Below are 13,551 nucleotides of genomic sequence, written 5' to 3' on the forward strand. Positions count from 1 at the left end.
GTGCTGCGCAATTCCTCCGCGGAGCCGCCGCCCGCGTCGGTCCCCGGCCGTGCTGCGCAATTCCTCCGCGGAGTCGCCAGCGGTTAGTCCCTGGCAGTGACCGTGCTGCGCAACGCCTCGCGGAAGGCCTGAACCGCCGGCTGCCGGCCTGCGCCGCTGCGTACCCCGGTGAACAACCGCCGGTGCGGACGCCCGGGCAGGTGGTGGAGCACGACGGTGTCCGGCGTCCGGTCGGTCCAGAGCAGATCGGGCAGGAACGCCACCGCGTGTCCGGTCTCCACCAGCCGGACCTGCAGCAGCAGGTCGCCGCTGGCGAACCGCACGTCGGGCTCGAAGCCCGCGCTGCGGCACACCGTCCGCGCCCACTGCCCCGGCACGATGCCGTCCGGGTCGAAGACGAACGGCGCCCCGGCCAGTCGCGCGAGCGTGTCCTGGCGCCACGGCCCGCTGCGCGGCACGGCGAAGCGCATCTCGTCGTAGGTGAGGTCCTCCTCGTCGACCCCGGGCATCCGCGGCTGGGGCAGGCCCGGGTATTCCTCGCCGAGCACCACGTCGAAGTCGTGCGCGAGCAGCCCGGCGAAGGCGATGTCGGCGTCCCGCTGGGTGAGCTGCACGCGCAGCCCGGGATGCCGGCCGGCGAGCACCGACAGCGCGGCGGGCACCAGCGCCAGCATCACGGACTGGAACGACGCGACCCGCAGGGTGCCGGTGACTTCCGTCATGCTGGCGGCCAGTTCGGCCTCGGCGAGCTCCAGCCGCTCCAGGATCACCTCGGTGTGCCGGACCAGGATCCGGGCCTGCTCGGTGAGCCGTACGCCCCGGCCGACGTGCTCCAGCAGAGTCACGCCGGTCTCCGCCTCAAGCTGCGTGAGCTGCTGCGATATGGCCGAAGGGCTGTAGGACAGCGCGCGGGCGACGGCGGCGAGGGTGCCCCGGCGGTCGAGCTCGCGCAGCAGCCGCAGGCGATGAATGTCCAGCATCGCTAACCATTATTGCTCAGAAACATTCGCTGGACGAACCGATCGGCTCCGGACGACCGTGGAGGCATGTCAACCGCTCCCCACCGCCCGGCCGTGCTGATGGTCCTCGGCTCGTGTGCCTCCCTGCAGATCGGCGCCGCGCTGGCCGCCCGGCTCTTCCCGGCCACGGGCAGCGCCGGCGCGACTCTGCTGCGCCTGGGCCTGGCGGCGGCCGTCCTGCTGGTGGCCGCCCGCCCGGCGGTCCGCGCCTGGCGCCGGGACCAGTGGCGGGCGGTGCTGCTGCTGGGCGTGACGCTGGCGGGAATGAACAGCTTCTTCTACGCCGCGATCGCCCGGATCCCGCTGGGCATCGCGGTGACGATCGAGTTCCTCGGCCCGCTGACCCTGGCGGCGATCCTGTCCCGCCGTGGCCGCGACTTCCTCTGGGTGATCCTGGCGGCCACGGGCGTGCTGGCGCTGGGCTGGACCGGCTCCGACACCGCGGCGCTCGACCCGCTCGGCGTCGGGTACGTGCTGGTCGCGGCGGTGTTCTGGGCCCTGTACATCCTGGCGAGCGCGAAGACCGGCGCGGCGGTGGCGGGCCAGGGCGGCCTGGCGGTGGCGATGGCCGTGGGCGCGCTGCTGCTGGTGCCGAGCGGGCTGGCGGGTGCCTCGGCGGCGCTGACCTCGCCACGGTTGCTGTTGATCGCGGTGGGCACGGCACTGCTGGCGTCGGTGATCCCGTACACGCTGGAGTTCGCGGCGCTGCGCCGGTTGCCGCAACAGACGTTCGGCGTACTGCTGAGCCTGGAGCCCGCCGTGGCTGCTGCGGCCGGCTGGCTGCTGCTGTCCCAGTCGATGGCCCCGCAGACCGCGGCGGCGGTGACCGTGGTGGTGCTGGCCAGCATCGGCTCCACCGTGTCCGCCGGCCGCCGGCCGGTCACGATCTCTTGATCCACATACTGAATGGCGGCCCGGGTGCGCGCGGTGCCATGCTGGGCGCTGACGATTTTCCGGGCGGCTTTCTGCGAGGGGGACCACATGGCCGACGTGGTGATTCGGCCAGGGCTGGTCATCCCCGAGGGGGAGCTGAGCTGGCGCTTCTCCCGATCGAGCGGCCCGGGCGGGCAGGGTGTGAATACGACCGACTCGCGGGTTGAGCTGTCGTGGAATCTGCTCGCTTCCGAGGTGCTGTCGCCGGCGTTGAAAGAGCGCGCAGTCGAACGGCTCGGCGGCCGGTTGGTGGGTGGCGCGCTGACCATCACGGCGTCCGAGCACCGCTCCCAACTCCGCAACAGGGAAGCGGCGGAGGCGCGTCTGACGGCGCGGGTCGCTGAAGCCATCGCTCCGCCGCCCCGCTCGCGCCGGCCGACGAAGCCGTCGCGGGGCTCGGTGGAACGGCGCATCGGCGAGAAGAAGCGTCGAGGCCAGATCAAGCGCGGCAGGCGCGGCGAGATCGACTAAGACGGCAGCCGCCGTCTTGTGAACATGGCTGGTTCCGCGGTGAGGCGGAGCTGGTGGTGGGCTCGGCGGGTGCGGTGTTCTTGTCGACGTGTTGGTGTCGCGGTGGTTGGTGTCGCCGTCATGGCCTGTGGAGGCGGGGCTCAGAGGTCGCGGGCGGCGCTGATGGGGAGGGATGCTGGCCTGGCGGCGGGTTTGATTGACGGTCGACCCGATCAAGGCCTTCTGGGTGGGGTCGTCGTTGGCGTTCGGTCGTCGGTCGTCGGTCGTCGGTCGTCGGTTGCTGGTTGCTAGTTGCTGGTTGCTGGTTGCTGGTTGCCGGTCGTCGGTCGCCGTTTTGGTTGTGGTTGTGTGCGGTGTGGATCGTCGGGATGGTGAGGGCCACCCGTCGTTGTGGTTGTAGGCGGTGCGGATCGCTGGGATGGCGAGGGCGGCGGTCGTTGTGGTTGTGGGCGGCGTGATTCGTAGGGATGGCGGGAGCGGCCGTCGTTGTGATTGTCGGCGCGGTGCGGATCGTCGGGGCGGCGTGCGTTGATACCGCCTCGGGCCGTGAAGCGGTGCCCGGATGCTCCGGGAGCGACTCGGTGCCATGCGTGGGTCCTATTGGCGGCGGTGGAAAGTGTTGCGTTGGGGGCGGCGTTCGGGGTCGAGGGTGGCTGGTGGGAGGAATTCGGGGTGTCCGTCGGGGCCGAGGCGGGCCTGCCAGCCGCTGTTGTTGTGTAGGAGGCGGTGGTGTCGGCGGCAGATGAGGCAGGCGTTGGTCAGGGTGGTGGTGCCGCCGTCGGCCCAGGGGATCAGGTGGTGTCCCTCTGTCCAGCGGGCGGGTCGGTCGCACGTTGGGAAGGTGCAGCCGCCGTCGCGGAGGATCAGGGCCCGGCGTAGGGGGCCGGTGAACAGTCGTCGTGCCCGGCCGAGGTCGAGGACTTGGCTGTCGCCGCCGAGCACGGCGGGCACGATGTGCGCGTCGCAGGCCAGGCGTCGGGCTTCGGCGGCGCTGATCGGGGCTCCGGTGTCCAGCCAGCCCACCCCGTCGGCGATGCCGGCATGGGCGCCGGTGCTGCTGTGGGCGATCGTTGGGGATGCCTGGCCGCAGACCTGACCTTTGCTGGTGGCGGCGTTGGTGGTGGCGTTGGTGGTGGTTGGCTCGGTGTTCGCGGGCGAGTCGTCGACGTGGAGCCTGCGCGTCGCCCAGCTCTGCTCGGCCGGCGAGGACTGTCCGGTGGGCCGGGACTGCTCGCCTTGCCTGGATCGCTCGGTGGGCCGGGACTGCCCGACTGACCGGGACTGTGTGGTGGGTCGGGATCGTCCGGTGGGTCGGGATCGCTCGGTGGGTCGGGATCGCTCGGCAGGTCGGGATCGCTCGGCAGGTCGGGATCGCTCGGTAGGTCGGAGCCGGTCGGTCAGTGTGGTGAAGGGGATCGTGACGACGACCTGGGTCGGGTCACCGCCGTGGCCCGGTAGGTCCGATCCGCCGCGCACCGCACCCGTGCAGATGTCCACCAAGGCGTCGGCGCGTCGCTGTGCAGGGGTTCGCGCTTCCGCCGGGTCGTGCCTGGGGTGACACAGCGGGTCCAGGGCGGCGGTGACAGTGGCAGCACCGCTGGTGTCGAGGTAGCCGCTCAACCGGACCTGACCATTCCCCAGCGGGCTCAGCGTGAACCCGCGTTTGCCGTGCGCCCGGGCTTCCTGGCGCGCCAGGAATTCAGCTTCGCGTTGCTCGGCGACCTCGGGGGCGACATGCTCCAGGATCCGCGCACCCAGCTTGCCCAGGGTCACCGCGTCGAAATCGTCAGTCCAGTCCACCAACATGCTCTCGGCCTTGTCGGTGATCTCCCGCCCCAGATCGGTAGGAAGGTCTGCGAGCGTGCCGGCGATGGCCATAGCCTGCTCCGCGGCCACCGTGCCGGCGCACACCGCGGCGTCCAGCACCGGCCGGGCGTTCAGGGCTGCGGCGAGGGCGACCAGCCGCGCCGCGGTGCCGGGGCTGACCCGCAACTGCTGGCGGAGCCACACCACGGTGCTGGTCGCCGCGTGTGCCTGCGGCACACCTCGCGCTTGCGCCTGCCCGATCAGATGCGCGACCACCGCGGTGAGCTGCTGCACCCCAGCCCAGGCCTGCTCCAGACACCCGATCAGGTCCCCGTCCGGGACCGCCCAGGCAGGGGATGTCGCACACGCGGCGGCCGCGCGGCGGGCCTCGGACACCAACTCCAACACGCGACCAACCTAGAACAGATGTACGACAGGATGGGTGCCCTGTGGATAACCCTGTGCCGCCAGCCGACCCGGCATCCTCGGCGCGGGCAGCAGCACCGACGACACCCGCCGAACGTGCCCGCCCGGACGCGATGCCACGGCTGCCGTACCCGGGGCGAGGCTTACCTGACTCGGACGATGCTCTTGCCGTGGGTCTTCCCGCCGGCCAGGTTCGCGATCGCGGTTTCGACGTCGGGCAGCTCGTACTCGGCAGTGATGTCGATGCGCACCGACCCGTCGGCGACCAGGCTCATGGCTCCGGCTGCGCTGTCGGCCAACCGTTTCGGGCTGGTCTGGCCGGCCAGGCTGCTGTTGTGGACACGAGTGACTGGCCCCTAGCGGGGTCAGTGGCTCAGCACGATCTTTCCGCGGGCGTGGCCGGTCTCGCTCAGTTCGTGGGCGGCGATGGCGTCCGCAAGCGGAAACACCCCCGCGATCGGCACGGTGAACCGGCCCTGCTCCGCGAGGGTCGCGGCGACGGCCAGCCCTTGGACCGCCTGCGGATCCGCGCCGGGGCCGCCCGAGTGGGACAGGTGCACCCCGTACGCCGCGGCGTTCAAGTCGGCGACCGTCACCACCCGTTCCGTGCTTCCGGTGAGATCGATCAGGTCCGGCAGGGACCCGGATCCGGCACAGTCGAGAACGACGTCCACCCCGCCCCGGGCCAGCACGTTGACGCGGTCGCCCAGGCCGGGGCCGTACGTTGTCGGCGTCGCCCCGAGGCCCGCGATGAATTCGTGGTTGCGGGCGCTGGCCGTGCCGATGACCGTCGCGCCGCGCGCCGCCGCGAGCTGCACGGCGGTCGAGCCGACGCCGCCGGCTGCGCCCTCGACCAGCAGGGTCGTGCCCGCGCCTACCCCCAGCAGGTCGAGCACGCGGGTGGCGGTTTCGACATTCGCGGCTGCGCCGCCGGCCTGTTCCCAGCTCAACGCGTCCGGTTTGGCCGCCCAGGCAGTCAGGACGGCGTACTCGGCATTCGCGCCGCCCAGCCGGGCGATGTCGACAACGCCGAAGATCGCGTCGCCCGGCCGGACACCGGTGACCCCTGCGCCGACTTCGTCGACTACTCCGGCGGCGTCGACGCCGAGCACATGAGGAAGTGGCACCGGGATCCTGTCGCGGAAACGGCCCGACCGGAGATACCAGTCGGCGGGCGTGACGCCCGAGGCCCGTACGGCCACTCGGATGTGGCCCGGCCCGGCATGCGGTTCCGGCGCTTCGGCGACTCGTAGCACGCTTGCCGGACCGTACTCGTTGAATTGCAGTGCTCGCATGGCGCAGGACGTTAACGGAGCGCCCCGTCCACTTAGCTGAAGTGAGAGAGATGCCGGACCGTTTGCCTCACACCCTTCGCTCCGACGCTCGGGACAACCGCGAGCGGATCCTCTCGGTGGCCCGCACGGCGTTCGCCGCCGCCGGGCTGGACGTGCCGATGCGCGAGATCGCCAGACGCGCCGAAGTCGGCCCGGCCACTCTCTACCGGCGTTTCCCGACCAAGGAGGCACTGGTCACTGAGGCCTTCGCCGAACAGATGACGGCCTGTACGGCTGCCGTCGACGAGGGCCTCGCCGACCCGGACCCGTGGCATGGTTTCTGCCACATGATCGAGAAGGTCTGTGCGCTGCATGCCCTTGACCGGGGCTTTACCGCAGCCTTCATTTCGGCGTTCCCGCACGCGATCGACTTCACCGCGACCCGGGAACGTGCGCTGCGCTCCGTCGCCGAGCTGGCCCGTCGCGCCAAGGCCGCCGGCAGGCTGCGGCCGGACTTCGTCCTCGACGACCTGATCCTGGTGCTCATGGCCAACAGCGGCATCCGGGCGACCTCGCCGGCCGCCGCGATGGCGGCCTCCCGCCGCCTGGCCGCCCTGCTCCTCCGAGGCTTCAGCGTCGAGCCGGCCGCCCCGCCGCTACCTCCGGCGGTCCGGCTGCCGCTCCTGCCCCTGACGTGAACCCCCCTGCGCTACGGCGGCACGGCGGCGAGGATGGCGTCGACGCGGCCCGAGAACAGGTCTGGCGTCACGGTCGCACTCCGGCTGCCGAGCCGGTCTTCGTTCTTGTCACGGACGGCTATCCGGTGCGGCTGCTCTACGACGTCGAGGTCTACTCGGACACAGTTCCTTGAGACCGGAGTTCGATTTTGCTCGGGCCGTTGAAAGGCGCCAGGGACAGCACCGCCCTCGGCGTCCGCAGCTCCTCGTTCTCCGCGAACAGCTTTCGCGCCTCATCGAAGGGCACCTCGTCGCACGCCACGAGCGAGGCCCGGTCATAGACCGCACGGTTCGCGTCCGTCATCTCCCGGCTGCCGCCCGTTCCCGTCCCCCAGGTGTCCCACAGCAGCGTCTCCGTCTTGTTCAGCGCCGCGAGGTCGATCCGGACGTCATGGGCCACGAACCACTCCCCGAACATCACCCCCTCCTCCGGAGGGTGGAGTCCGAAGGTCTCCGGGTCCGCGTCGCCCGCTCGGATCGCCTGCCAGGCCTTGCCGGCGACGAGAAAACGGTCGCGCGGCACGTCCATCGGGTCGAAGTCCACCTGCCAGGTGTCGACGATCACCGGGTCGGTCAGCATCGGATCGGCGAGCAGCCAGCCCCGTTCGCTGTCCCAGTATTCGGTGACGACGTGGTCGCCGTGGAATCCGTTCGAGCCGAAGTAGTCGGCGAAGCCGGACCGCAGGCGGGCGGGGATGCCGGCGTGGCGCAGGAAGGAGCAGTGCAGCAGCGCGAAGTCGCGGCAGACACCGACGAAGCGGTCGCCGAACTCGCGCCGCCGTGTCAGCGGGGCGTCGTTCCGCTCGATGATGATCTGCAGGATGTCGTCGAGGTAGCGCGTCTCGGCATCGTGGTGCAGGCGGTCCCGCGGAATGACGTAGCCGAAGAGCTCGCCCTCCAGCCGGTGGACCATCAGATCGCGGGTCGTGCGGGCGAGTTGAGCCGGATCACCCGGCAGGTCGGCATAGCGCGGGGCGAGTCCGCCGGGGTCGGAGAAAGCGCTCTGTGCCACGTAAAAAGCGGCGACGGCCGGGGCAAGGGATGCGGAGGGCATGGCTGGACCGTGTCAAAATGTCGGCGAAATTGTCCAGCCGTCAGGTGTTGTGCGGGGCCACGGCCTCGCGGTTCTCCGCGGCCAGGGCCGGGCCCAGCAGCTCGTCGCAGACCCGGATCAGCCGGGCCCGCAACGCCGACGCCCGCCGGGCGAACTCGCGCTGGCGGTTCACGTATTCGGCCTTGCCCTCGGCGGTCTCGATTTTCACCGGCTCCTCGCCGTACGACGTCAGGTCGTACGGGCTGGCCTGCATGTCCAGCAGCCGGATGTCGCCGGCCAGGGCGAAGCAGTCCAGGGCCAGCGCGCCCGGCACCGCGGGCCCGAGCTTGCTCGCCCACTTGTGGCAGTCCATCGCCGCGTGCAGGCAGCCGGGCTGGTCCAGGTCGACCTGGGTGGCGCGGGTCGGCTGCAGGCGGTTGAGGCCCACCGCCTCCGGGGTGAAGAAGCGGAAGGCGTCGAAGTGGGTGCAGCGGATCGGGTGCTCCTCCACCACCTTGTCCGTCTCGGCCTGGCCCAGGCGCAGCGGCAGGGAGTGCCGGTGCTCCGGCTGGCGGTAGACCATCGCCCACTCGTGCAGGCCGAAGCAGCCGGAGAACGCCGGGCGCGACGCCGTCGCCGTGAGCAGGCCGTGGATGTATCGGACGCTCTCGCCGCGGGCGTGCATGTATGCCTCGAGGTCGAGCGTCACCACGCCGTCCGGGTGCGCTTTGTACCACTTCCAGCCCGCGTGCTCGGCCAGCCCGGTCGGCGCCGACGCCAGGCCGGTGCCCACGCCGGGGTGCCAGCGGCGGAGCTGGGCCGGGCGGGTGCCGTAGTAGTCGTACAGAAAATCCTCTATGGCGTGCTTCTCGCCGTTGGCCTTCCTGGCCCGGTGCCCGGCGGTCATCTCGTCCGCCCGCTCGGCGTGGGCGCGAGCCAGCGGGATCCAGCTGACCGAGGGCAGCACAGTGGTCAGCGTGTGTGTTTCGCTGATCCGCATCGCACCAGCGTATCCAGCAAGTCCACTCCTATCGAGCCTCGGCGTCGTCTGTAGTGAGGAACGCCCGAACGAGGTCCGCCACCGCCGCGGGCGCGCTCTCGTCGGGCGCGTTGTGATCGAGTTCCGGCATCAGTACGTATCGGGCATGCGGGATCAGCTCGGCGAGCCGTGGTTGCACCCGGCGCAGCCAGTCCGGGCTGCGCCCACCCGCGACGATCAGAGTCGGCGAGGTGATGGCGGCGTACCGGCCGCCGTCGGAGTCCAGGCCGGCGGTCTCCCGCAACTCGGCCGGCACGGTGGGCAGCAGGTCCCGGGTTTCGCGCCCCTGCGGCGTCTGCAGCAGGAACCAGGCGAAGGCCGTGTACGCCGGCAGCGGCAGCACGCCGACAGGTGCGAAGCCCAGCCCGCTCAGGAACATGGCCATCGCCCCGGCGGCCCGCCCACGCTCCAGCCGGCGCTCGAACGCCGGCAGGAACGTCGGGTCGAACGAGCCGTCGAGACTGACGCCGGGCTCGTAGACGACCAGCCGGCGCAGGTCGCGGCGCAGGGCGACGTGCAGGCCGGCCAGGCCGCCGTAACTGTGCCCGAACAGCTCGGCGGACCCCGTCGCGTCGAGGACGGCCACGGCGTCCTCGGCCTCCCGGTCGATCGAGTAGCCGGGGCCGGGCGGGCCGCTGTCGCCGCGACCGCGGCGTTCGATGACGTGCACCGTGCGGGAGTCCGCCAGCGACTCGGCGAGCCGCCGGTAGTGGTGCGAGCGGCGCAGGCTGCCGGGGATGACGACCAGTCCGGGCCCGGATCCGGTGCTGGTCACGTCGAGCCGGGTGCCGTCGGCGCTGATGATAGTCGGCATACAAATAAATGTAGTACATCTGCTACATCCTTGATAGTGTCCTCGACATGGAGACGATGACGGGGGCGTTGGTGGCGGCACTGGAGGAGGTCCCGGAGGAGACCGTGCTCGACGTCCGCGACCTGCGGATGCGATATGGCAGCACGGACGTCCTGCACGGGGTGACGTTCACCGCCCGGCGCGGCGAGGTCCTCGCCCTGCTCGGCCCGAACGGCGCCGGCAAGACCACCACCATCGAGATCCTCGAGGGCTTCCGGATGCGTTCGGCCGGCGAGGTCCGGGTCCTCGGCGTCGACCCGGCCACCGGCGGCGAGCAGTGGCGGGCCCGGCTCGGCGTGGTGCTGCAGTCCTGGCGCGACCACGGCAAGTGGCGCGTCCGTGAGCTGCTGCACCACCTCGGCACCTACTACGCCGACTACTCGACGCCGCGGCTGCGTCGGCCGTGGCCGGTCGATGACCTGATCGACATCGTCGGCCTGGGCGCGCAGTCGGGCGTACGGATCAACCGGCTCTCCGGCGGCCAGCGCCGCCGGCTGGACGTCGCGATCGGCATCGTCGGCCGCCCGGAGATGCTCTTCCTCGACGAGCCGACGGTCGGCTTCGACCCCGCCGCCCGCCGCGAGTTCCACGACCTCGTGCACCGGCTGACCGACGTGGACGAGACCACGATCCTGCTGACCACCCACGATCTGGACGAGGCGGAGAAGCTGGCCGACCGGATCGTCATCCTGGCCGGCGGCCGGATCATCGCCGACGGCTCGGCGGACCAGCTCTCCCGCCGGGTCGCGGGGGAGTCCGAGATCCGCTGGACCCGGGACGGTGCCCGGTACGTGCACTCCGCCGCCGACGCCACCCGCTTCGTCCGCGAGCTCTTCCTGCAGCACGGCGAGGACATCGCCGAGCTGGAAGTCCGCCGCACCAGTCTGGAGGACACGTACATGACTCTGGTCCGCGACTTAGAGGCCGGCCGGGGCGACACCGCGGCCGCGGCTTTCGAGGCGATCCGATGAGCGCCGTCTCCACCGCCGCCCGCTCGGGCCTGGCCCGTGGCGGCATCGAGCTGCGGCAGACCCTGACCAACGTCCTCGACCTGTGGACGTACTTCTTCCCAGCGGCCCTGCTGGTCGGCACCGTCTTCTTCATGCGTGACGCCACAGTGCCCGGCACCGACCTGTCGCTCGGCGCCCGCACCCTGCCCAGCACGCTCGGCATGGGCCTGGCCTTCGCGGGCCTCCTCACGGTCGCCACCCAGCTGGTCACCGACCGCGAGGACGGCACCCTGCTGCGGGCCAAGGCGACGCCCAACGGCATGGCCGGCTATCTGATCGGCAAGCTGGTCCTGGTCGGAGGGATGGCGGCGATCGGCTTCGTCCTGCAGCTCGTGCCCAGCCTGTTCATCGTCGACGGGCTGCGGGTGGACGCGGCCGGGTGGCTCACCCTGTGCTGGCTCGTGCCGCTCGGCTTCGCCGCCACGATCCCGCTGGGCGCCGTCTTCGGTTCCCTGCTCGACAACCCCCGCAACATCGGCCTGCTCCTGCTGCCGCTGGGTGGCCTGATCACTATCTCCGGGATCTTCTACCCGATCACCAGCATGCCGGGCTGGCTGCAAGGCGTCGCGCAGGGCTTTCCCGTCTACTGGCTAGGGTTGGGCATGCGTTCCGCGTTCCTTCCCGACGGGCTGGCCGCCGTCGAGCTTGGCCATTCCTGGCAGCATCCGGAGACCTTCGGCGTGCTGCTCCTCTGGGCTGTGCTGGGCCTGCTGCTGGCCCCGATCGTGCTGCGCCGAATGTCGCGCCGCGAGTCGGGCTCGGCCGTCGCCGCCCGGCGCGAGAAGGCCATGGCACGGATCGGGTGACGGACGACGCATGAGCAGTGAGATCACGTACAACCGCATCGCGATGCTGCGCGCCGAGCGCGGCATCTCGCGCCGCCAGCTCGCCGACGCCCTCGGGGTGCACTACCAGACCGTGGGCTATCTGGAACGCGGCGAGTTCAGCCCGTCCCTGCACCTGGCGTTGCGGATCTGCGGCTACTTCGAGGTGCCCGTCGAGGTGGTCTTCTCGTTGAGCCCGTTCCCCAGGCTGGGCACGGAGTCGGTGCCGCGAAGCGCGTAGCCTCGTTCCTGCGTGTTCGCTCAATGGATGGGGTTCTCCGTGCGTTTCGCTCGTTTTGTTCATGCTGGTGGCGTGTCCTTCGGCGTCGTCGAGGGTGAGTCGGGGGCCGGCGGCCTGACCGTCGCCGAGATCAGCAGCCTCCCCTTCGAGCAGGTGCGCCTCACCGGGCAGCGCTGGGCCCTGGCCGACGTCCGGCTGCTCGCGCCGATCTTCTCCAGCAAGGTGATCGGCGTCGGCCGCAACTACGCCGAGCACGCGGCCGAGCTGGGCAACGAGGTGCCCAAGGAGCCGCTGATCTTCATCAAGCCGTCCACCTCGGTGATCGGCCCGAACGACGCCATCCGGATCCCGCCGCAGTCCCAGCAGGTCGAGCACGAGGCCGAGCTGGCCGTGGTGATCGGCGCTACCGGCGCCCGCCGGGTGGACCGGGCCGGCGCGCAGCGGGCCATCTTCGGCTACACCGTCGGCAACGACGTGACCGCCCGCGACCTGCAGCGCAGCGACCCGCAGTGGACGCGGGCCAAGGGTTTCGACTCGTTCTGCCCGATCGGGCCGTGGATCGAGACCGAGCTCGACGTCAGCGACCTCGAGGTGCGCTGCGAGGTGGGCCGCAGCCCCGATCAGATGGAGGTGCGCCAGCTCGGCCGCACCAAGGACATGGTCTTCGACGTGCCGACCCTGGTGTCCTACATCTCGCACGTGATGACGCTGCTGCCCGGCGACATCATCCTGACCGGCACGCCGGCCGGGGTCAGCCAGATCGTCTCCGGCGAGACCGTGTCGGTGAGTGTTCAGGGCATCGGAGAGCTGCGCAACCCGGTCGTCTCGCTGGACTGAGGCTCGCCCCCCGGCGGGAGCGACTGGCGCTCGATCCCGTCGAGCAGCAGCCGCAGGCCGTAGGCGAAGGCGTCCGCGGCCTGCTGGTCAGGCCCGCGGTCGAAGCCGCCGGCGTGCCACAGCTCGGTCATCGCGGGATGCTGCTCGACGTCGAACCAGTCCTCCCAGAGCTGGCCCCGCTGGCCCCACCACGCGTCGTTGGACTGGCCGCTGGCCCGGCGGAGCAGGGCGTTCTCGCCCTCCTGCCGGGCCGCCCCGGTGACGAACATGACGATCGTGGTGGCGGCCGTGTTGCGCTCGGCCACGGGCACGCCGCCGAGGGTGGACAGGACATACTCGCTCTCCCGCAACGTGCCCGGGCCGAGCGGCGGGCGGGCCCGGGAGACCTGGCACAGCCACGGATGCTCCCGGTACATGGTGACCGTGCGGTCGGCGTACAGCTGGATCTGCTCGCGCCAGAGCACCGGGCGGTCCTCGCCCGGACCCGGCAGCCGGCGGCTGCCGAGGACCTCGTCCACCATCAGCTCGACCAGCTCGGCCCGCGAGGGCACGTAGGTGTAGAGCGTCATGGTCGCGACCCCGAGCCGGGCGGCGACCCGCGCCATCGAGGCCGCCGCCAGGCCCTCTTGGCCGGCGATGGCGATCCCGGCCGCCACCACCTGATCCACGCTGAGCCGGGGCGGGCGGCCGGTGGTCGCCTTGCGTGCCTTCCCGTGCCGCCAGAGCAGCGGCAGGATCCGGTCGGGATCGGTGGCCCCACTGAACTCCGTCATCACTGAACTCCGTCATTTCGCATACCCCGTCATCTCGTATACCCTACGAGAAGAGTTTCCGTAGGATCTACGAGAACTGGGGAGTGCCAATGAAGATCCTGGTGACCGGTGCGACCGGCGGCGTGGGCCGGCTGGTCGTGGACGAGCTGCTGGCCCTCGGCGCGACCGACGTCCGGGCGCTGACGGTCAACCCCACCAGGGCCGGCCTGCCGCCGCAGGTCGAGGCCGTCCGTGGCTATCTCGNGCGCGCGCGCGCGCGCGCGCGCGCGCGCGCG

16 protein-coding genes are annotated in these 13,551 nt (G+C 71.2%); 8 read left to right on the plus strand and 8 right to left on the minus strand.

Translation table 11 applies throughout. The annotated features are described in order from the left end of the window. Nucleotides 1-83 precede the first annotated feature (83 nt). A complete protein-coding gene (locus DMB66_RS28120; RefSeq protein WP_125807130.1) occupies nt 84-980 on the minus strand; it encodes a LysR family transcriptional regulator in 897 nt (298 codons plus the stop codon). A gap of 66 nt (nt 981-1,046) precedes the next feature. On the opposite strand from DMB66_RS28120, the gene DMB66_RS28125 reads away from it, so the two are divergent. After that, nucleotides 1,047-1,913, plus strand: a complete 867-nt coding sequence (locus DMB66_RS28125; RefSeq protein ID WP_125807131.1) for a DMT family transporter — start codon at nt 1,047-1,049, stop codon at nt 1,911-1,913. Between the two features lie 87 nt (nt 1,914-2,000). Then, complete coding sequence (gene arfB / locus DMB66_RS28130; RefSeq protein ID WP_125807132.1) at nt 2,001-2,423, plus strand: alternative ribosome rescue aminoacyl-tRNA hydrolase ArfB; 423 nt, start codon at nt 2,001-2,003, stop codon at nt 2,421-2,423. Nucleotides 2,424-3,020: 597 nt separating this feature from the next. Here arfB and DMB66_RS64105 read toward each other — a convergent pair. The 3 genes from DMB66_RS64105 to DMB66_RS28145 all read right to left on the minus strand — a co-directional run bounded on the left by DMB66_RS64105 (nt 3,021) and on the right by DMB66_RS28145 (nt 5,950). Continuing rightward, nucleotides 3,021-4,637: an HNH endonuclease signature motif containing protein gene (locus tag DMB66_RS64105; protein ID WP_158647387.1), complete on the minus strand. Its 1,617-nt coding sequence runs from the start codon at nt 4,635-4,637 to the stop codon at nt 3,021-3,023. Between the two features lie 161 nt (nt 4,638-4,798). After that, a complete protein-coding gene (locus tag DMB66_RS28140) occupies nt 4,799-4,954 on the minus strand; it encodes a hypothetical protein (protein WP_199752658.1) in 156 nt (51 codons plus the stop codon). Between the two features lie 66 nt (nt 4,955-5,020). Continuing rightward, a complete protein-coding gene (locus tag DMB66_RS28145; RefSeq protein ID WP_125807133.1) occupies nt 5,021-5,950 on the minus strand; it encodes an NADP-dependent oxidoreductase in 930 nt (309 codons plus the stop codon). A gap of 62 nt (nt 5,951-6,012) precedes the next feature. On the opposite strand from DMB66_RS28145, the gene DMB66_RS28150 reads away from it, so the two are divergent. Then, complete coding sequence (locus tag DMB66_RS28150; RefSeq protein ID WP_233624882.1) at nt 6,013-6,627, plus strand: TetR/AcrR family transcriptional regulator; 615 nt, start codon at nt 6,013-6,015, stop codon at nt 6,625-6,627. A 151-nt stretch (nt 6,628-6,778) separates the two neighbouring features. Here the strand turns inward: DMB66_RS28150 and DMB66_RS28155 are convergent, their stop codons facing one another. Genes DMB66_RS28155 through DMB66_RS28165 form a run of 3 tightly spaced genes read right to left on the minus strand, consistent with a single transcriptional unit; the run spans nt 6,779 to nt 9,552 of the window. Continuing rightward, nucleotides 6,779-7,720, minus strand: coding sequence for a transglutaminase-like domain-containing protein (locus DMB66_RS28155; RefSeq protein ID WP_125807135.1), 942 nt, complete (start codon nt 7,718-7,720; stop codon nt 6,779-6,781). Nucleotides 7,721-7,760: 40 nt separating this feature from the next. Then, entirely contained in the window at nt 7,761-8,699 is a 939-nt protein-coding gene (locus DMB66_RS28160; protein ID WP_125807136.1) for a 3-methyladenine DNA glycosylase, read from the minus strand. 28 nt (nt 8,700-8,727) lie between these two features. Next, nucleotides 8,728-9,552 (minus strand): alpha/beta fold hydrolase, encoded by an 825-nt coding sequence (locus DMB66_RS28165; RefSeq protein WP_125807137.1) that lies wholly within the window; start codon nt 9,550-9,552, stop codon nt 8,728-8,730. Nucleotides 9,553-9,608: 56 nt separating this feature from the next. Here DMB66_RS28165 and DMB66_RS28170 point away from each other — a divergent pair, with 56 nt between their 5' ends. The 4 genes from DMB66_RS28170 to DMB66_RS28185 are packed head-to-tail and all read left to right on the plus strand — an operon-like array spanning nt 9,609 to nt 12,503. After that, complete coding sequence (locus tag DMB66_RS28170) at nt 9,609-10,562, plus strand: ABC transporter ATP-binding protein (RefSeq protein ID WP_125807144.1); 954 nt, start codon at nt 9,609-9,611, stop codon at nt 10,560-10,562. After that, a complete protein-coding gene (locus DMB66_RS28175; RefSeq protein ID WP_125807138.1) occupies nt 10,559-11,407 on the plus strand; it encodes an ABC transporter permease in 849 nt (282 codons plus the stop codon). Before DMB66_RS28170 ends, DMB66_RS28175 begins: the two co-directional genes overlap by 4 nt. 10 nt (nt 11,408-11,417) lie before the next feature. Further along, complete coding sequence (locus tag DMB66_RS28180) at nt 11,418-11,666, plus strand: helix-turn-helix transcriptional regulator (RefSeq protein ID WP_125807139.1); 249 nt, start codon at nt 11,418-11,420, stop codon at nt 11,664-11,666. 39 nt (nt 11,667-11,705) lie between these two features. Further along, nucleotides 11,706-12,503 (plus strand): fumarylacetoacetate hydrolase family protein, encoded by a 798-nt coding sequence (locus DMB66_RS28185; RefSeq protein WP_125807140.1) that lies wholly within the window; start codon nt 11,706-11,708, stop codon nt 12,501-12,503. On the opposite strand, the gene DMB66_RS28190 is transcribed toward DMB66_RS28185, so the two are convergent. Continuing rightward, nucleotides 12,458-13,276, minus strand: coding sequence for a TetR/AcrR family transcriptional regulator C-terminal domain-containing protein (locus DMB66_RS28190; protein ID WP_199752660.1), 819 nt, complete (start codon nt 13,274-13,276; stop codon nt 12,458-12,460). The genes DMB66_RS28185 and DMB66_RS28190 overlap by 46 nt on opposite strands. A gap of 89 nt (nt 13,277-13,365) precedes the next feature. Here DMB66_RS28190 and DMB66_RS28195 point away from each other — a divergent pair. After that, nucleotides 13,366-13,551, plus strand: a 186-nt coding sequence (locus tag DMB66_RS28195) for an NAD(P)H-binding protein (protein ID WP_158647388.1), incomplete at its 3' end; no start/stop codon positions are given.

The organism is Actinoplanes sp. ATCC 53533 (assembly GCF_003947245.1).

Coding starts and splice junctions, on each gene's coding strand:
- DMB66_RS28125 (WP_125807131.1), top strand. CDS start 1,047: ATGTCAACCGCTCCCCACCGCCCGGCCGTGCTGATGGTCCTCGGCTCG.
- DMB66_RS28145 (WP_125807133.1), bottom strand. CDS start 5,950: ATGCGAGCACTGCAATTCAACGAGTACGGTCCGGCAAGCGTGCTACGA.
- DMB66_RS28190 (WP_199752660.1), bottom strand. CDS start 13,276: ATGACGGAGTTCAGTGGGGCCACCGATCCCGACCGGATCCTGCCGCTG.
- DMB66_RS28160 (WP_125807136.1), bottom strand. CDS start 8,699: ATGCGGATCAGCGAAACACACACGCTGACCACTGTGCTGCCCTCGGTC.
- DMB66_RS28180 (WP_125807139.1), top strand. CDS start 11,418: ATGAGCAGTGAGATCACGTACAACCGCATCGCGATGCTGCGCGCCGAG.
- DMB66_RS28165 (WP_125807137.1), bottom strand. CDS start 9,552: ATGCCGACTATCATCAGCGCCGACGGCACCCGGCTCGACGTGACCAGC.
- arfB (WP_125807132.1), top strand. CDS start 2,001: ATGGCCGACGTGGTGATTCGGCCAGGGCTGGTCATCCCCGAGGGGGAG.
- DMB66_RS28175 (WP_125807138.1), top strand. CDS start 10,559: ATGAGCGCCGTCTCCACCGCCGCCCGCTCGGGCCTGGCCCGTGGCGGC.
- DMB66_RS28120 (WP_125807130.1), bottom strand. CDS start 980: ATGCTGGACATTCATCGCCTGCGGCTGCTGCGCGAGCTCGACCGCCGG.
- DMB66_RS28155 (WP_125807135.1), bottom strand. CDS start 7,720: ATGCCCTCCGCATCCCTTGCCCCGGCCGTCGCCGCTTTTTACGTGGCA.
- DMB66_RS28170 (WP_125807144.1), top strand. CDS start 9,609: ATGACGGGGGCGTTGGTGGCGGCACTGGAGGAGGTCCCGGAGGAGACC.